The following is a 15788-nucleotide window of genomic DNA, read 5'->3' on the forward strand; positions in this document are numbered from 1 at the left end:
ACCGATATGTCTGTTCTAGTATATACCGAATCCGAAAACGGAAAATTTAAGAAAAGTGCCCAGGAGGCGGCATCCTATGCCTACAAAGTGGCCCAGGATATGGGTACGACCGTCTCGGCGGTCTGCTTCGGGGTAGAAGACACCTCCGCCCTCGGTAACTACGGGGTAAGCAAGGTGCTGAAAGTTCAGGCCGACTCCCTGAAGGCCTTTAATGCAAAGGCCTATGCATCCGCGATTGCCGGGGCTGTAAAAAAGGAAGGGGTCAAGGTCGTGGTGCTGAGTTCCAGTACGGACTCCAAATACCTGGGAGGCCTGCTCTCTGGGATGCTCAAGGCGGGATATGTCCCCAACGTCGTGGCTGCCCCCGACAGTGTGTCGCCCTTGGTCGTTAAACGCATGGCCTTCAGCAATAAAGGTTTTGCCCATACGGAGATCACCACGGACATCAAGATCTTAGGGGTCTCCAACAACGCTTTTGGTGTCCATGAAAATAAGTCGGCTCTGACCGAGGAAAACTTTAGTCCTTCTCTGGAAGAGGGGATATTCTCCACCAAATCCGTCAATGTGGATAAGGTCGCCGGGGAGGTCACCATTGCAGATGCAGACATCGTAGTGTCTGCCGGAAGGGGTTTGAAAGGTCCGGAGAACTGGGAAATGATTGAAGACTTAGCTAAGGTCCTCGGCGCAGCCACTGCCTGTTCCAAACCGGTCAGCGATATGGGCTGGAGGCCTCACGGGGAACACGTGGGCCAAACCGGTAAACCGGTGGCCAGCAACCTTTATATCGCCATTGGGATCTCCGGTGCCATACAGCACCTGGCCGGGGTCAGCGCCTCCAAGGTAAAGGTAGTCATCAACACCGATCCCGAAGCCCCTTTCTTCAAAGCAGCAGATTATGGTATTGTCGGTGATGCATTCGAAGTGGTCCCTAAACTCATCGAAAAATTAAAGGAATTTAAGGCCCAGAACGCCTAAATTTTGTTAATTTGTGCCTTCGAAGGGCTGTTTAAATACTTAGGACATTCCCTATATTTATACAGCCCTTTTTGGTATTGGAGTGATTATGAGCTTAGTCAGGTTAAAAATAAAGGGCATCTCTTACAGTCAGACCCAGAACGGGGCTTATGCCCTTATTCTGAATGAGGTTGAAGGGGACAGAAAGTTGCCCATCGTGATCGGCGCCTTTGAGGCCCAATCCATAGCCATCGCCCTGGAAAAGGAAATCAAGCCTCCCAGGCCACTTACCCATGACCTTTTCAAGAATTTTGCGGACCGGTTCGACATCGTTGTCAAACAGGTCATCATCCACAAATTAGTAGATGGGGTCTTCTACTCCAGCATCATCTGCGAACGAGACAAGGTAGAGGAAATCATCGATGCCCGGACCTCCGATGCCATTGCCCTGGCCCTGCGTTTTAATGCGCCCATCTTCACCTACAGGACCATTCTTGACAAAGCAGGTATCTTCCTCAAATTCTCTTCCAAGGAAAAGGAAAAAGAGGAGATCGATGACAGCATTGTGGTAGACGAGATCCTGCAGGAAGGAGAGACGGTAGAGATAGACCCGGGTTCTCAGGCTCCCTACAAGGAGCTGAGCATGGACGAACTGCGAAAAGAACTGGAAAAGGCCGTGGCCAGTGAAGACTATGAAAAGGCCGCCCGTTTGAGGGACGAAATCTCCAAACGCAAATGATCTGCTAGCGCACACCTATGAAGCCAGGATTTTGGATGCTGTCATTCGTTTTACTGCTCTCCTTCCCTGTTCTGGGTCAGGAACTCGTCCCTTCAGACAGCCTTTTAAATGACAGCGTACCGATTGTTTTACAGCTTGCGGATAGCAATCCCATGGCAAATCCGGCCAGCCCCATTCTCCCGAACCAGGGCTTTTCCCTGGACAGCCTCTGGAGGGGAGTCCTCGGCATGCTGGTCCTATTGCTGATCTCCTATATTTTCTCAGCCAACCGGAAGGCCATTAACTGGAGGACCACCGCCATAGGCCTGGGTATACAACTTTCCCTGGCCATCGGCATCCTGAAAGTCCCGGCTATACAATGGTTCTTCAACAAGCTCGGGCAGTTCTTCAACGAGATCCTGAAATATACCATGGCGGGGAGCGAATTTATCTTCGGCGGACTGCTCAACCTGGATAACCCCAACATCGGCTATATCTTCGCCTTTCAGATCCTGCCCACCATCATCTTTTTCTCGGCTCTTACCTCCGTCCTTTATTACCTGGGGGTCATCCAAAAGATCGTCAAGGGCCTCGCCTGGTTGCTTACCCGTTTCCTGGGTATCTCCGGGGCCGAGAGCCTGAGTGTGTCCGGGAATATCTTTCTGGGGCAGACCGAGGCACCCCTGCTGATCAAGGCCTACCTCGAAAAAATGAACCGCTCGGAGATCCTGCTGGTCATGATTGGTGGGATGGCCACGGTGGCAGGTGGGGTACTCGCAGCTTATATCGGGTTCCTGGGGGGAAATGACGAACAGCTGAGGCTCGAATTCGCCCGTCACCTCATCGCTGCATCCGTGATGGCAGCCCCCGGGGCCATCGTGATCTCCAAGATGCTGTATCCACAGACCGAAGCCATAAACAAAGAGATCCATGTCTCCACAGAAAAAATTGGCTCCAACATCCTGGATGCCATTGCGAACGGCACTACGGAAGGCCTTAAACTGGCTGTAAATGTCGGGGCGATGTTATTGGTTTTTGTGGCCTTTATCGCCATGATCAACGGTATCCTGGGATGGGTGGGCGACCTCACCTCCCTAAACCCCTGGATCAGTGCGAATTCTGCCTATGACCAGCTCTCACTTGAGGCGGTGCTGGGTGTGATCTTCGCCCCCCTGATGTGGCTGATCGGGGTCAATTCCGAGGACATCCTCCTTATGGGGCAGTTACTGGGTGTTAAACTGGCCGCCAGCGAATTTATTGGCTACATACAGCTGGCCGACCTGAAGGATTTTAGCAACGGGACGCATTTCGCATACAACAAGTCCGTGATCATGGCCACCTATATGCTCTGCGGATTCGCCAATTTCGCGTCTATAGGCATACAGATCGGCGGTATAGGCTCACTGGCCCCGGGTCAGAGAAAAACCCTCTCAGAATTCGGGATGAAAGCCGTTCTTGGCGGCACCCTCGCCTCCCTGCTCTCAGCCACTTTTGCCGGAATGATCCTGGGATAGCTTCAAGGTTCACCCTTCGTTGATAAGTTTTCAAAACAAGGGGGAGACCACGGCCGAATCAAAGTGACGCTTTTTTTATTTTTATGCCCACACCCAATGAAAGATTTCCAATGAAGCAATATCACGAACTCCTCAGGCACGTTTTAGAGAAAGGCAACAAGAAAAGTGACCGCACCGGTACAGGCACTATCTCTGTATTCGGATACCAAATGCGGTTCGACCTCAGTGAGGGCTTTCCCATGGTGACCACCAAAAAACTGCACCTGAAGTCCATCATTTATGAATTACTCTGGTTCCTACAGGGGGATACCAATGTGAAGTACCTGCAGGAGAACGGGGTTCGGATCTGGAACGAATGGGCCGATGAGAACGGGGACCTGGGTCCGGTGTATGGCTACCAGTGGCGCAACTGGAACGGAGACGGCATCGACCAGATCCAGCAACTTATCACCACCCTTAAAAACAACCCAGACAGCAGAAGGATGCTGGTGGCGGCGTGGAATCCAAGCGTGCTGCCTGATTCATCCAAATCTTTCAGCGAGAACGTCGCTGATGGGAAGGCAGCTCTGCCCCCCTGTCACGCTTTCTTCCAGTTCTATGTGGCCGATGGCAAACTCTCTTGCCAGCTCTACCAGCGAAGTGCGGATATTTTCCTGGGGGTCCCCTTTAACATCGCCTCCTACGCCCTGTTTACCCTCATGGTGGCCCAGGTTTGCGGATACGAGCCCGGAGAGTTCATTCACACTTTCGGGGATGCCCATATCTACAACAACCACCTGGAGCAGATCGAACTGCAACTGAGCCGAGATATCAGGCCGTTACCCAAAATGGTACTTAACCCCGAGGTAAAGGACATCTTTGAATTCAAGTTTGAGGACTTCACCCTCCTGGATTACGATCCGCATCCCCATATTAAAGGAATGGTGGCTGTTTAATTCAATTTTAAGGAAAATTGCCCCTATCATGAAATGCACATAGGTTTCTAATTATTAAATTAGTGCATGATTCAGGTAGTTCGGTTTACTCTCTTTCTAGGTATTTTCTCTTCTTTTTATGGCCAGGAGGCTAAACCTTATAGTATAAAAGAGGTATCATCTACTCCTTATTTTGAGGAGCTGCCCTGTACCAATAAAGGGACTGAAGAATGCTTTAATAATCAAATAAGAGCACATACCGTTGCAAATTTTGACTACCCAAAAAGTGCACTGGAAAATCAACTTTCAGGGATTGTGTATGTTCAATTTGTGGTTGACTCAATGGGCGTAATTGGCAATATCCGAACACGATCATTGGAAAAGGTTTTTGAGAATGAAGGTATGCGAATTGTTGAAGCGATCCCTAAACTTCAACCAGCTATGTTAGACGGCAAACCTGTAGCAATGATCTATTCCTACCCAATAGAATTCAATCTTATACTAAATGATGAAATAGCTCAAAAACCAACTGCACTATTAGTAACTTCGAATGAAGAGGTCGGTTCAACAGATATTGTTTCTTATAATACCGCTGCTGTATCGCCATTGTTTCAAGGATGTGAAAAGGAAAAAGATTGGTCAGCTTGTTTTAACGCAAAAATGGAAGAGAATTTTATGAAACAAATAACTACTTCTATTCGTCCTAATGGTAATATACATATAAAAGCTAAAGTCTATTTTGAGATAAATAAAAAAGGATCGATCATAAATCCTATTGTAGTTTCAGAAAACAAGAAAGTTGTCGAAATTCTTACCAAATATTTAAACAGTGGAGACATTCCTATTACATCAGCAAAAAACGCTCAAGGCAACGCAATAGATTCCTATTTCAATTATGACCTTACATTAGCCGGAATTAGAAGGTCGGTAAAAACTCGTAATTAAAAAAGTCAATAATCTGCTTAATCAAAATCAGCAGACAAAAAAATCCGGAGCCATATGCTGACCCCGGATTATAATTTTTTCTAATCTCCTGGATTAAAGTTCCAGCACGGCGTTCTCAGCACCGGCGAAGTCGTTCCACTGATAACGGTCGGCCTCGGTCTCATTAACATAAGCGCCGTCTACCAGGTAGCGGAATTCATAGGAATTTTCCTTGGGAAGGTCGAATGTTCCTTTGAAGTTTCCGTTCTTTAATTTTTTCAGCATGCTGCCTTTGGGGTTCCAGTTATTGAAATCTCCAACCACAGCTACTTTCTTAGCGTCCTCTGCAGGTACCGTAAAGGTTACCTTCACTACAGGTTTTGTTTTCAAGTATTGTTTAGTAATTGCCATTTTAATCGGTTTTAAAATTCGAGGCAAAATTACTACATTAAAAGGCTCATTTCCAATGATTAACGAATTATTATCAAATTCCTAATAATACCGTTACAAAAAATTGACATCCACAATTTTCCACCTCTACTTTTCCGGACTAGTCAAGGAAGGATCTGCAGATTTCAGAATCTCTGTGAGCCGGTCGATCTCACTCTCATTATTGTACAGGTGAAAGCTCAAGCGTATCCCCCCTCCCCTTTGTGAGCAGCAGACCTCATTCCGAACCAGGTATTCGAACAAACGGTCGTCTCCCCTGATATTGAGGATATTACCGTGGACTTTCCTGCTGCCGACCTCTTCTCTCAGGAGGCCCAGGGATATGAGGCTCTCCATTGCCTTTTCGATAATACGGCTGTTGTACCTCTCGATATTGCCCGCACCCCAATCTGTAAGTCGGTTTACGGAGAATCCAAGACTCCCGAAACACAGGCTGTCCAGGTGGCCGGGCTCCAGGTGTTTCGGGAGACGGATCTGCCCCTTTTCCTCAAGGTTGCCGTTAACCGCGTTGAAACCGGTAGATTTTGGAAATAACCGACCTGAGGCTTTTTCAGAAAAAAGCATATACCCATTACCGGTACCCGCGAGCAACCATTTATACCCGCTTCCCCCCAGGACGTCCAGACCGGAAGTGTCAAAATTGAACTCATGGGCTCCGCAAAACTGGGTGCCGTCTGCGATAAGCAGGAGATCGGGATATTGATCCCTTAGGTACCTTATGAATTCAGGATCGATCCTGAGCCCGTTCTCCCATTGCACCAGACTGAAGGCCAACACATCAACACCTTCCTCTTTCAGCTTTTTATCTATTTGTTCTTCCAGGTCAAAATCCAGGGGTGCATAGGAGATGGGGAACCCACGGCTCTCGAAGGGCCAGTTCACCGACGGGTAATCCGTTTTTAGCAACAACACCCTCGATTCACGGGGCAAGCCTTCCAGGAGTAAATTCAGGCCCAGCGAAAAATTCGGGAGAAGGGCGATCCGTTGGCGGTGGCACCCCAGGAATTTCCCCAGGGTATCCCTCACCCCGGAGATCATCTGGAAACTCTCCATCTTCATGTCACTCCCCCCTATGAGGAAGTCGAGATCGTGTTCCTGCCTCCATTCCAAAAGTTCCTCGGACATAAGGCCAATGGCAGCTGTGTTTGCGTAAAGGGTTTGCCCGGCCACAGGAAAGGATTTTCTCAGGACCTCAAAATTGATTGTCGACATATATAATATGAATGGTGCAGCCTTTTCCGAACTGTAAATTCTGCCCTTTTTCAATGGGTTTTGAATCCACATTCCTGAAGGGGAATTCGGAATTGGCCTATCTTTGTTGTTAAAGATAGCGATTCAGATGTTTTCAAAACATAGAAAGGAATCCGGAATGGATCTGGAACAGCACGAACTGATAGAGCACGCCCAGGAGCGGATCAACCAAAAGAAGAACCTGTACAGGCATTTTGTGTGGTTTCTCATTGGGGCGGTAGGTCTGGTTCTGTTGAATAAGGTGTTCAACTATGGAGCCGAATACGATTGGTCTTATTGGGCCATTGGGTTATGGGGCATCTTGTTCCTGGTACATTTAGTCAACGTCTTTATCCTTTCTCCTTTTATGGGAAAGGACTGGGAAAGGTCACAGCGCGAAAAGCTGATCATCGCACAGAAAGAGAAAATAGCGGCCCTTCAAAAAGAGGTGGAAAAAGAGTTTCCCATTTCATCGGCCCCTAAAAAAAAAGCGGAATGAGGAACATCATCATCATAGCCGCGGCCGCAGAGAACAATGCTTTGGGGAAGGACAACGATCTGTTATGGCACCTGCCCGACGATTTTAAACGCTTCAAGGCCATCACCACCGGGCACACCATCATCATGGGAAGGAAGACCTTTGAAAGTTTTCCCAAACCCCTCCCGAACAGGTTTCATGTCATCATTACCAGAGACAGGTCTTATTCAACGCCACACGAGAAATGCGCCATCGTGCACTCCCTGAAGGAGGCCTACGCCCTGACTCAAAATGAAGAGACCGTCTATATCATCGGGGGTGGGGAGATCTACGCCCAGGCCATGGCCGATGCCAACCTTTTGGAACTTACCCGGGTACATGCAACCTATGAGGCAGACACCTTCTTCCCGGAGATCGATCCCACTCAATGGGAACTTCTCAAGGAGGAGTTGCACCCTGCAGACGAGAGGCATGCCGTGCCCTTTACCTATCAAACCTACACCCGACGTCAGAAATCGAGATAAGAGACCTGGTAGTCTTCCCCTTTTAGGAAAAGAGACAGCAACTCAGGGTCTTTATTGGTGTAAAATTGGTGAATGGACCTTTCCTTCCTCCCAGAGAGGAGACTGTGTTTTTCCAGGATACGAAAGGTCTGCCTGGCCACTGCTTCCCCACAATCGATGATCCTGACCCTCTCCGGCAATTCCTCCCTCAGAAGGGGTATCAGATGGGGATAATGCGTACATCCCAGCACGAGGTGGTCTATCCCCGAAGCGACCATGGGCTGAATGTACTTTCGGATCAGGGCGCGTGTTTCTTCTGCCTGGGCCTTTCCCTGCTCAATGAGCTCCACCAGTCCTGTACCTTCCTGTTCAAGGATCTCTATATGTGAGGCGTGGTTTTTCGCGGTGCTGTGAAAAAGTTCACTGCTGAGGGTTCCCCGGGTGGCGAGCACGCCGACCTTACCCGAAGAGGATCCGAGTGCGGCTGGTTTTATCGCAGGCTCTATCCCGATAAAAGGTATGGGATACGTGGCCCTGAGGTGGTCAATGGCATTGGTGGTGGCCGTATTGCAAGCCACTACGATGAGTTTACAGCCCTTTTTGAGCAGCAGCTCGGTGTTCTTGATACTCAGGTCCAGGATCTGTCCGGGCCTTTTTTCTCCATAGGGTGCGTTCTTGCTATCTGCGAGGTAGATAGTATCCTCGGAGGGCAGTTTTGCTCTGAGTTCTTTCCAGATGGATATCCCTCCTACCCCTGAATCAAAAATCCCAATGGGCCTGTTGTCCAAAATCTATCCTGTTTTATTCAACGTTTCTCCCTGTAAAAATAAAAAAACCGTCCTCTGCAGGACGGTTTTTTAACGGGATTGTTTTGCGATCAGAATCCCAGTTCCTTTTTTACTTCCGGAAGGAGATCCTTCCCCTTGGCAACGATGAGTCCGCCTCCCTGGGTAGAATCCATCACGTATTCGATGCCCTGGGCAGCAGCGACCTTTTCGATGGCTGCCATGGCCTTTTCAGAGATCGGCTGGAACAGTTCTGCCTGTTTCTTGGCCAGCTCCTGCTGTGCAGCCTGCTGGGCCTCACCTATATTCCTTTCATATCCCTGGAGCTCTATGGCCCTCTTTTCGTTCTCTTCCTTTGTTTTGGCAGAAGCCTCGCTCTGGTATTGGGTATACTTATTGCGAAGTTCTGTCATTGAACTCTCAATATCGGCTTTGTAGGTTTCCTGCAATTTCTTCAGTTCTGCCTGGGCCGACTTCATCTCCGGCATAGCCGACAAGAGATCAGTTACATTGATGTGAGCAACTTTGCTCTGTGCGTTTACGAACCCCGTAGCGGCAACGAATAATATGATGGCTACTGCTACTTTCTTCAAGTGTTTCATGACTTTAAATTTACTATTTGAGTGTTAATTGAATTCTAATTTTGGTTTACTGTATCTTTTTTCTGTTCGGTCTGCTTGACCCTTTCTTCTTCCTTTTCCTTGCGTTTGGCTTCGCGTTCCTCTAAGAGTTTCTTTCTCCTTTCCTCATAGGCCTTTTTCCTTTCCTCTCTGAGCTTGAGTTGTTCAGCCCTTTTTTCATCTGCCGTCTGCCTTCGGAGGGAATCAGCTTCCTGGGCCTTTTCCAGTCTTTCCCGAAGAGCGTCGGTCAATTCCTCTTCCTCCTCTTCGGCTTCTGCTTCGAAGGCTGCCAACCTGGCTTTTTCATCAGCCTTGTTCGGTTTGCTCACCCTTCGTGTCCGGGCGATCCCTCTCAGCACTAATTCGCTGATATCGTGCCTTTTTTCGGAGTACAACATTACGACATCCGCAGATTTATCGAAAATAAAATCGTACTTTTTATTGGCCCCGATCGCCTGTACTTCGTTGAATACCTGGTCCTGTATCGGCTGGATCAACCTTTGCTTCTGAAGCACCAGGTCGCCATTGGGTCCGAACCGGTTTTGCTGGTATTCCAGCATCTCCTTTTCCAGGATCTGTATCTCTTCGGTCCGTTCTGCGATCAGTTCGTTCGTAAGCAGTACTTTTTCAGCCATCAGGTCCTTCTTCATCTGATCGATCACCGCCTGTTTCTCTTCAATCTCCAGTTTCCAGCGCTGCACCCTGTTCTCGAGTTGCTCATTCGCCTCCCGATACTCCTCTACATTTTCCAGGATATACTCCATGTCTACGTATCCGATCCTAACACCCCGCTGAGCAAAGGTGCTGGAAGCGGCCAGGAACACAACCATAATTAAAAGAACGTTTGTCTTCATGTTACTCAGATTTAGTACATAGAAAATATCGTGCCAAAATTACTAAAACTTTTAGTATGAGCGCTTTACCTTTTTATCGGGAAGTTGAAAAAGCTTAGAATTGCTGACCTATGATAAAGTGAGTCTGCCAACCACTCGGACCATTACCCGCAGACTGTGGTCTCAGGTCCTCGTCAAATCCGTAGCCAAAATCTATCCCCAGTAAACCAAAGGCAGGCATGAATATCCTCAGGCCCACACCGGCCGACCTTTTTAGTTGAAACGGATTAAAGTCCTTAAAATTGTTGAAGGAGTTCCCCGCTTCCAAAAAAGTAAGGCCGTAAATAGAGGCGGAAGGCTTCAGGGTCAGGGGATACCTGAGTTCCATGGTGTATTTGTTGTACACGATTCCCCCCTCCTGCGCAAAGGTGATAGGATCTACAGGGGTGAGGGAGTTGTTTTCGTACCCCCTTAGCTGTATCTGTTCACGACCGTCCAGGGTAAAATTCCTTCCCAGTCCGTCCCCTCCCAGGAAAAACCGTTCGAAAGGAACTTCTCCTACATCGCTGTTGTAATTCCCGAGAAAGCCGAATTCCACATTGGTCCTCAGGACCAGTTTATCGACGAGCCTCGAATACCAGTCGCCCCTGAATTTGATCTTGTAGTACTCCAGCCATCGGAAGCGCTCCTGGTCTACACTTTCCAGTTCATTCCGTTCTGCGATGGTCAGGTCACTTCCCGCCAGCCTTCTCTCCGTTTGCAGTTCGGTGAGTTCTTCACTTCTGGCTTTCAGAGATGCAAAATCCTTGTCGCTGAAGAGGGAATAAGGCGGAGTGAATTTCGCACTTACTTCAAAGATGGACCCTTCTATGGGATAGATCCTCCCCGGCCCTGCCGAACTCCTGGAGATCCCAAAGGTATAGGCCAGGGAATTGGATTGTCCGTTCCCAAAGTTAAAGAGTCCTGTCCGGTAATTCCTGAAATCGTACAGCTGGTAGCTCAGGGCGTGGGAAATTGTAAAGTAATCATCGGGCCATTGAACCCTTTTGGCCAGACCAAGGGTGATACCGGTGATGGAGAATTGCTGATTCTTATCCACTTCAATACGACCATTGTTGCCAAAGGAAGCCAGGAACTGCTGGGTTCTGGAAAGAGACATATTGAAACGTACGGGTTTTTTGCCACCCAGCCAGGGTTCTGAAAAATTGAGACTGTATACCCTAAAAGTACGGCTGGCCTGCAGCCTGAGGGCAAAGGTCTGTCCGTCTCCCATGGGAACCGGTTTATAGGCCTCCCCGTTAAAGAGGTTTTGGATGGAGAAGTTGTTAAAGGACAATCCGAGGGTTCCAATAAATCCACCACCGCCGTATCCCCCCTGAAGTTCGATCTGGCTGGATCCCGATTCCACGAGGCTGTAGGCAAGGTCGACCGTTCCCGAATTGGGGTCCGGGTTCTGGATATCGGGGGCGATCTGCTCAGGGTCAAAAAAGCCGAGCTGTCCGAGTTCCCTTACGCTCCGAATGATATTTGCCTTGCTGTACTTCTGGCCGGGGCGTGTCCTGATCTCACGGAAAATAACGTGGTCATTCGTCTTGTCATTCCCGGTAACGGTTACGTGGTCGAGGAAGGTCTCTTTCCCTTCTATAATCCTGATCTCAAAGTTGATGGTGTCGTTCTCCGCCGATACTTCGACTGGGTTGATCTGGGAGAACAGATAGCCATTGTTCTGATAGAGGTTGGTAAGGTCATCGGCATCGGGCTTGCTGTCATCGGCTATTCGCTCCCGAAGGAGTACCCCATTATAGGTAGAGCCCTTTTTGATCCCCAGTACCTGTGAGAGCTGACGATCCGTATAGACCGAATTGCCTACAAAGTCAATATCCCCGAAATAGTATTTGTTCCCTTCTTCCACCTTGATGGTGATCTTGATATTCTCATCGCTGACCCTTTCAATGGTGTCTGAAAGGACACGGGCATCCCGGAAGCCGTTTTCCGCGTACTTGTCAATGAGGGAGGAGAGGTCCTCCTTGTAATCCTCGGGAATGTATTTGGATTTCTTCCAGAACCGTCCTAATCTCTTGCGCTTCGTATTCTTGAGAGCTTTCCGCAATTGCTTGTTGGAGAGTTCTTCATTTCCTTCAAAGGCAATTTGTGAGATCTTGACCTTGCTACCCTTACTGACATTGATGACCATGCTTTCTGCATTGGCCTCTGAGGTATCCCTGGAGGTCGCAATGGTCGCCTTTGTGTTCAGGTACCCTTGTTTCTTGTACTTGTTCTGAAGGTAGTTCTTGGTATTGGCGATGAGACTTTCGGTGATCTTTTTTCCTTTTTTAAGGTCCGTATCCTTGATGATCTCGTCTATCTTCCTCTTTTTCACCCCATAGATGGTCACCTTAGACAGGGTAGGGCGTTCCTTGATGTTGAGTTCGAGGTAGATATCCTCCCCCTCTATTTTAGTGACGTAAAAAGTTATGTCACTGAAGAGTTCGAGACCCCAGAGTTTTTTCAGCACATCGCTGATCTGGTCTCCGGGAACCGTGATCACCTGCCCTTCCCTGAGGCCGGTATAGGTTTTGACGGTCTGTTCGTTATAACTCTGCAACCCGGTCACCTCCAGGCCTTTGAGGATGTACTTTTTCCCATTGTCGTAAGGAATGTCCTGTGACAAAAGGGTGCCGGAACACAAAAGAAAAAGGAAGATAAAAAGGAGTTTTCTCAATATGAAACTATTCACACCCCTAGTTGAGTTGTTCGCTTGTTTTTCCAAATCGTCGTTCTCTGTTCTGGTAATTCTTTAAAGCTTCTGCCAAATGTTCCCCTCGAAAATCGGGCCAAAAAACGTCTGTAAAAAACAATTCGGCATAGGCGATCTGCCAAAGCAAAAAATTGCTTATCCGATGTTCCCCACTGGTACGAATAAGCAAATCGACATCTGGCAGGTTGTGCGTGTAAAGATGACTATTAATAATGGCATCATCAATATCGCCGGGCGAAATTATATTATTTTTAACTTTGAAACTAATTTCCTGTACAGCGTGTCGTATTTCTTCGCGGGCACCGTAGCTCAAAGCCAGGGTCAGGACCATGGCAGAATTCATAGAAGTTTTCTCGATCACCTCAAGTAACTCTGCATGTGCCTTGGGCGGAAGTGAATCGATCCTCCCGATCGCATTGAGTCTGATATTGTTCTTGTTCAGTGTCTTGAGTTCCTTCTTCAGGGAAGCGACCAGGAGGTTCATCAGGGTGTCTACCTCCAATTTGGGGCGTTTCCAGTTTTCGGTCGAAAAAGCGTAGAGGGTAAGGTACTGGATCCCTATCTTGGCACAATTCTCCACGACTTCGCGCACAGATTTGACGCCATTCTCATGCCCGAAGATCCGCAGTTTCCCGCGTTGTTTGGCCCATCGGCCATTACCGTCCATGATAATAGCCAAATGAGTGGGCAATGGACCCGCTTTCAATTCTTCTATAGTGTTCATCCTTCTATTTACTCAAAGCAATCTGAGCAGACCACCCTGCCAAAGGTGTATGTCAGGGTAAGCCCCGAGAATACATACCAGTCGTCGCTCAGTATGTTCCCGAACCGGAATTGCTCAAAATTCGACCCCTCAGGATTACTGGCGTCCAGATTGTCCGTAAAGGTGTACCGGGCACCCACCTCAGCCCCGAGGATCAGGAACTGATTTAGCCTCAACTTCGCTCCCACGGTCATGGGAATGGCGAAAGAGCCTTCCTTCTGACCTGTTTCCTGCAGCACTCCGGCGTCGAAATAATTAAAATCATAGCGAAAATACGCAATTCCTGTGTATAGGTAAGGGGTAAATGCCTGAGAAAGTGAATGCAGGTTATATTCCACAAAGTTGAGTTCCAGGCCTGCGGACACCTCCAGGAGGGTGTGGTCCAGGATATACCCGCGTTGCTGTCTGGAGGCCATATCGGACTTTGCATCATCTGCCGTAAAAGTTCCGTAAAGAGCACTGGCCCTCCAGGCGTAGCGCTTGCTTTTGTTCCACTTGAAAATTCCGCCAAACGCGGGACCTGAAGGAGAGATGAAATTCATCCGACCCACATCCCCTATATTGTTAAGCCCACCTCCCAGCAGACCGACCTCATAGGTCTGACCCTTCGCCTGAAAGGCCAGGAGGGTCAATACAATGCACAGCAATGCTCTCATTTCCTTATAAAACGGGCAAATATAAGCCATATTCGCAGTAGGACTCGGCAAACTCAAGATCTTTTGTTTTTTGATAAACAAGGAATTGAGGTATTTATTGTTCTGGGATCAATTGCGCTTGTCCTGTCCCCATAGCAATTTATTGCGTATGGTCTTCAGGAAGCTCTCCGAGGCGTATTCGATCATTTTAATGGTGAAGTCGGCCTTTCTGATCAGGAGTTCCTTTCCATTGTCGATGCTGGCCAGCCTCGAATCCAGGGAGACCATATGCTGGTCCTCCCTCCCGGAAACCTTTATTCGGATCTCGGTATCATCGGAGATCACGAGAGGCCTGGCGTTGAGATTGTGAGGTGCGATGGGGGTGATGACGAGCGACTGAGCGGTCGGGGTCATGACCGGGCCTCCACAACTGAGGGAGTAACCGGTCGATCCAGTGGGGGTAGAGATGATGAGTCCGTCTGCCCAGTAGGAGGTGAGGTATTCCTCGTTGAGATGGGTTTCTATGGTGATCATGGAGGTCGTATCCTTACGGCTAACGGTGACCTCGTTCAGGGCGTAGTTCAACCCCTTGAATTCCTCTATTTCGGGATCGGCCTCAACCGATACCAGGCTTCTCTCCACAATGATATAGTCGCCCCTGAGGAATTGGTGAACCATCTGTCTCACATCCTCCTTTTTATAGGTGGAAAGGAATCCAAGTCGGCCTGTGTTTACCCCTACGATAGGAACCCCCAGATCCCCCACATAGGTAACGGCGCGAAGGATGGTACCATCTCCCCCGAAACTGACAAAGAGATCAAAATCACTGCTCAGCCCTTCAGCATGATCAAAGGTCGGATACTGTATTTCTTTTTGCTGGGTACGTAGCAGGTCGAAAAAATCGGCTTCTATAACCACCTCGGCTTCCATTTTGGCCAGTTCATCCAGCAATTCGAAGACATAGGTAAGTCCGTTGTCCTGAAAGGCCTGACCATAAATGGCTACCTTCATACGTTGAGGAATTTGTCCAGATAATCCGAACGTTCTTTGAGGTCTTCCAGGAACTGATCGGCTTTATTGCCGTAAAGGATGGTGTAATTATAGCGGCGGAAGGTGTTCACTACTTCATTGAAGTTGTTGGTGCCTACCTTGATAGTGATCTGTACCACATCGGTCCGCGCATCGGTAATAAAGGCTCCGAAGAGCTTGGTATTGTTGCTCTCGACGATCTGGGCGATCTCGCTGAAAGAATAGTCCTTGATGCCCTTGGCCACTACCAGGATGGCACCCGGTTCCTTGAAGAAGGGGGTGTCGATAAAGACGCCCACAAAATCATTCAGGTCGTAGTAACCCATGACATGGGCTTCCTCGTCCAGAACTGGAATGATATTGGCCTCATTGCGGGAAAAGAGTTCGAGCACATCCAGCCAGGAGGTCTCCTTATGGGCGTAAAAAGATTCCAGGTTGGCTTTAAAACTGGAGATCTTCTCCCCTGTCTCAAAGGCCTCGAGGTCATTCTCCGAGAGTAACCCCAGCAATTTCTGGTCTTCTGTGACGGCCACGTGCGAATAGATGCTATTCTTGAAAAAGTGGATGGGTTCTTCAAGGAGGTCCTGGACGTCAAAGACCGGGATGGTATGGATGATATGGGATTCTATGGACATGACCTTTAAAATTATTGCAAATTACTAATTAAATAGATCAAAAGG

The 15788-nt window shown here is 48.5% G+C and carries 17 protein-coding genes; 7 read left to right on the top strand and 10 right to left on the bottom strand.

Translation table 11 applies throughout. From position 1 onward, the window contains the following. The first annotated feature begins 6 nt into the window (after positions 1–6). The 5 genes from GWK09_RS02655 to GWK09_RS02675 all read left to right on the top strand — a co-directional run bounded on the left by GWK09_RS02655 (position 7) and on the right by GWK09_RS02675 (position 5045). Positions 7–975: an electron transfer flavoprotein subunit alpha/FixB family protein gene (locus GWK09_RS02655; RefSeq protein WP_163691460.1), complete on the top strand. Its 969-nt coding sequence runs from the start codon at positions 7–9 to the stop codon at positions 973–975. Between the two features lie 88 nt (positions 976–1063). Beyond that, on the top strand, positions 1064–1693 hold the full coding sequence (locus tag GWK09_RS02660; RefSeq protein ID WP_163691461.1) for a bifunctional nuclease family protein: 630 nt from the start codon (positions 1064–1066) through the stop codon (positions 1691–1693). 17 nt (positions 1694–1710) lie between these two features. Then, positions 1711–3186 (top strand): NupC/NupG family nucleoside CNT transporter, encoded by a 1476-nt coding sequence (locus tag GWK09_RS02665; protein WP_163691462.1) that lies wholly within the window; start codon positions 1711–1713, stop codon positions 3184–3186. Positions 3187–3296: 110 nt separating this feature from the next. Next, positions 3297–4121, top strand: coding sequence for a thymidylate synthase (locus GWK09_RS02670; protein WP_163691463.1), 825 nt, complete (start codon positions 3297–3299; stop codon positions 4119–4121). A 66-nt stretch (positions 4122–4187) separates the two neighbouring features. Next, positions 4188–5045 carry an energy transducer TonB gene (locus GWK09_RS02675; RefSeq protein WP_163691464.1) on the top strand — a complete coding sequence of 286 codons (858 nt, stop codon included), beginning with the start codon at positions 4188–4190 and terminating at the stop codon, positions 5043–5045. A gap of 93 nt (positions 5046–5138) precedes the next feature. Here the strand turns inward: GWK09_RS02675 and GWK09_RS02680 are convergent, their stop codons facing one another. Further along, the gene (locus GWK09_RS02680) at positions 5139–5435 is read right to left on the bottom strand and encodes an isoamylase early set domain-containing protein (protein WP_163691465.1); all 297 of its coding nucleotides are present in this window, start codon (positions 5433–5435) and stop codon (positions 5139–5141) included. Positions 5436–5561: 126 nt separating this feature from the next. Further along, entirely contained in the window at positions 5562–6686 is a 1125-nt protein-coding gene (locus GWK09_RS02685) for an aminotransferase class V-fold PLP-dependent enzyme (RefSeq protein WP_163691466.1), read from the bottom strand. Between the two features lie 127 nt (positions 6687–6813). Between GWK09_RS02685 and GWK09_RS02690 the strand changes: the two genes are divergently transcribed. Both GWK09_RS02690 and GWK09_RS02695 read left to right on the top strand, forming a co-directional pair. Continuing rightward, on the top strand, positions 6814–7203 hold the full coding sequence (locus GWK09_RS02690; protein ID WP_163691467.1) for a 2TM domain-containing protein: 390 nt from the start codon (positions 6814–6816) through the stop codon (positions 7201–7203). Further along, positions 7200–7706 (top strand): dihydrofolate reductase, encoded by a 507-nt coding sequence (locus GWK09_RS02695; protein WP_163691468.1) that lies wholly within the window; start codon positions 7200–7202, stop codon positions 7704–7706. Before GWK09_RS02690 ends, GWK09_RS02695 begins: the two co-directional genes overlap by 4 nt. Here GWK09_RS02695 and murI read toward each other — a convergent pair. The 8 genes from murI to GWK09_RS02735 form a co-directional block, all read right to left on the bottom strand. After that, on the bottom strand, positions 7691–8473 hold the full coding sequence (gene murI / locus GWK09_RS02700) for a glutamate racemase (protein ID WP_163691469.1): 783 nt from the start codon (positions 8471–8473) through the stop codon (positions 7691–7693). The two genes, GWK09_RS02695 and murI, sit on opposite strands and share 16 nt — an antisense overlap. 89 nt (positions 8474–8562) lie before the next feature. Then, on the bottom strand, positions 8563–9072 hold the full coding sequence (locus GWK09_RS02705) for an OmpH family outer membrane protein (protein ID WP_163691470.1): 510 nt from the start codon (positions 9070–9072) through the stop codon (positions 8563–8565). A 35-nt stretch (positions 9073–9107) separates the two neighbouring features. Then, the gene (locus tag GWK09_RS02710) at positions 9108–9944 is read right to left on the bottom strand and encodes an OmpH family outer membrane protein (protein WP_163691471.1); all 837 of its coding nucleotides are present in this window, start codon (positions 9942–9944) and stop codon (positions 9108–9110) included. Between the two features lie 94 nt (positions 9945–10038). Next, complete coding sequence (locus GWK09_RS02715) at positions 10039–12648, bottom strand: BamA/OMP85 family outer membrane protein (RefSeq protein WP_283401234.1); 2610 nt, start codon at positions 12646–12648, stop codon at positions 10039–10041. A 16-nt stretch (positions 12649–12664) separates the two neighbouring features. Continuing rightward, on the bottom strand, positions 12665–13405 hold the full coding sequence (locus tag GWK09_RS02720; RefSeq protein WP_163691473.1) for an isoprenyl transferase: 741 nt from the start codon (positions 13403–13405) through the stop codon (positions 12665–12667). Between the two features lie 8 nt (positions 13406–13413). Continuing rightward, on the bottom strand, positions 13414–14100 hold the full coding sequence (porG, locus tag GWK09_RS02725) for a type IX secretion system protein PorG (protein ID WP_163691474.1): 687 nt from the start codon (positions 14098–14100) through the stop codon (positions 13414–13416). 108 nt (positions 14101–14208) lie between these two features. Further along, positions 14209–15090, bottom strand: a complete 882-nt coding sequence (locus GWK09_RS02730) for an NAD kinase (RefSeq protein WP_163691475.1) — start codon at positions 15088–15090, stop codon at positions 14209–14211. Further along, on the bottom strand, positions 15087–15743 hold the full coding sequence (locus GWK09_RS02735; RefSeq protein ID WP_163691476.1) for a CBS domain-containing protein: 657 nt from the start codon (positions 15741–15743) through the stop codon (positions 15087–15089). The genes GWK09_RS02730 and GWK09_RS02735 overlap by 4 nt, the downstream gene beginning before the upstream one ends. Between the last annotated feature and the right edge of the window lie 45 nt (positions 15744–15788).

Source organism: Muriicola jejuensis (genome assembly GCF_010671595.1).
GTDB lineage: Bacteria > Bacteroidota > Bacteroidia > Flavobacteriales > Flavobacteriaceae > Muriicola > Muriicola jejuensis.

Coding starts and splice junctions, on each gene's coding strand:
- GWK09_RS02655 (WP_163691460.1), top strand. CDS start 7: ATGTCTGTTCTAGTATATACCGAATCCGAAAACGGAAAATTTAAGAAA.
- GWK09_RS02660 (WP_163691461.1), top strand. CDS start 1,064: ATGAGCTTAGTCAGGTTAAAAATAAAGGGCATCTCTTACAGTCAGACC.
- GWK09_RS02665 (WP_163691462.1), top strand. CDS start 1,711: ATGAAGCCAGGATTTTGGATGCTGTCATTCGTTTTACTGCTCTCCTTC.
- GWK09_RS02670 (WP_163691463.1), top strand. CDS start 3,297: ATGAAGCAATATCACGAACTCCTCAGGCACGTTTTAGAGAAAGGCAAC.
- GWK09_RS02675 (WP_163691464.1), top strand. CDS start 4,188: ATGATTCAGGTAGTTCGGTTTACTCTCTTTCTAGGTATTTTCTCTTCT.
- GWK09_RS02680 (WP_163691465.1), bottom strand. CDS start 5,435: ATGGCAATTACTAAACAATACTTGAAAACAAAACCTGTAGTGAAGGTA.
- GWK09_RS02685 (WP_163691466.1), bottom strand. CDS start 6,686: ATGTCGACAATCAATTTTGAGGTCCTGAGAAAATCCTTTCCTGTGGCC.
- GWK09_RS02690 (WP_163691467.1), top strand. CDS start 6,814: ATGTTTTCAAAACATAGAAAGGAATCCGGAATGGATCTGGAACAGCAC.
- GWK09_RS02695 (WP_163691468.1), top strand. CDS start 7,200: ATGAGGAACATCATCATCATAGCCGCGGCCGCAGAGAACAATGCTTTG.
- GWK09_RS02705 (WP_163691470.1), bottom strand. CDS start 9,072: ATGAAACACTTGAAGAAAGTAGCAGTAGCCATCATATTATTCGTTGCC.
- GWK09_RS02710 (WP_163691471.1), bottom strand. CDS start 9,944: ATGAAGACAAACGTTCTTTTAATTATGGTTGTGTTCCTGGCCGCTTCC.
- GWK09_RS02720 (WP_163691473.1), bottom strand. CDS start 13,405: ATGAACACTATAGAAGAATTGAAAGCGGGTCCATTGCCCACTCATTTG.
- porG (WP_163691474.1), bottom strand. CDS start 14,100: ATGAGAGCATTGCTGTGCATTGTATTGACCCTCCTGGCCTTTCAGGCG.
- GWK09_RS02730 (WP_163691475.1), bottom strand. CDS start 15,090: ATGAAGGTAGCCATTTATGGTCAGGCCTTTCAGGACAACGGACTTACC.
- GWK09_RS02735 (WP_163691476.1), bottom strand. CDS start 15,743: ATGTCCATAGAATCCCATATCATCCATACCATCCCGGTCTTTGACGTC.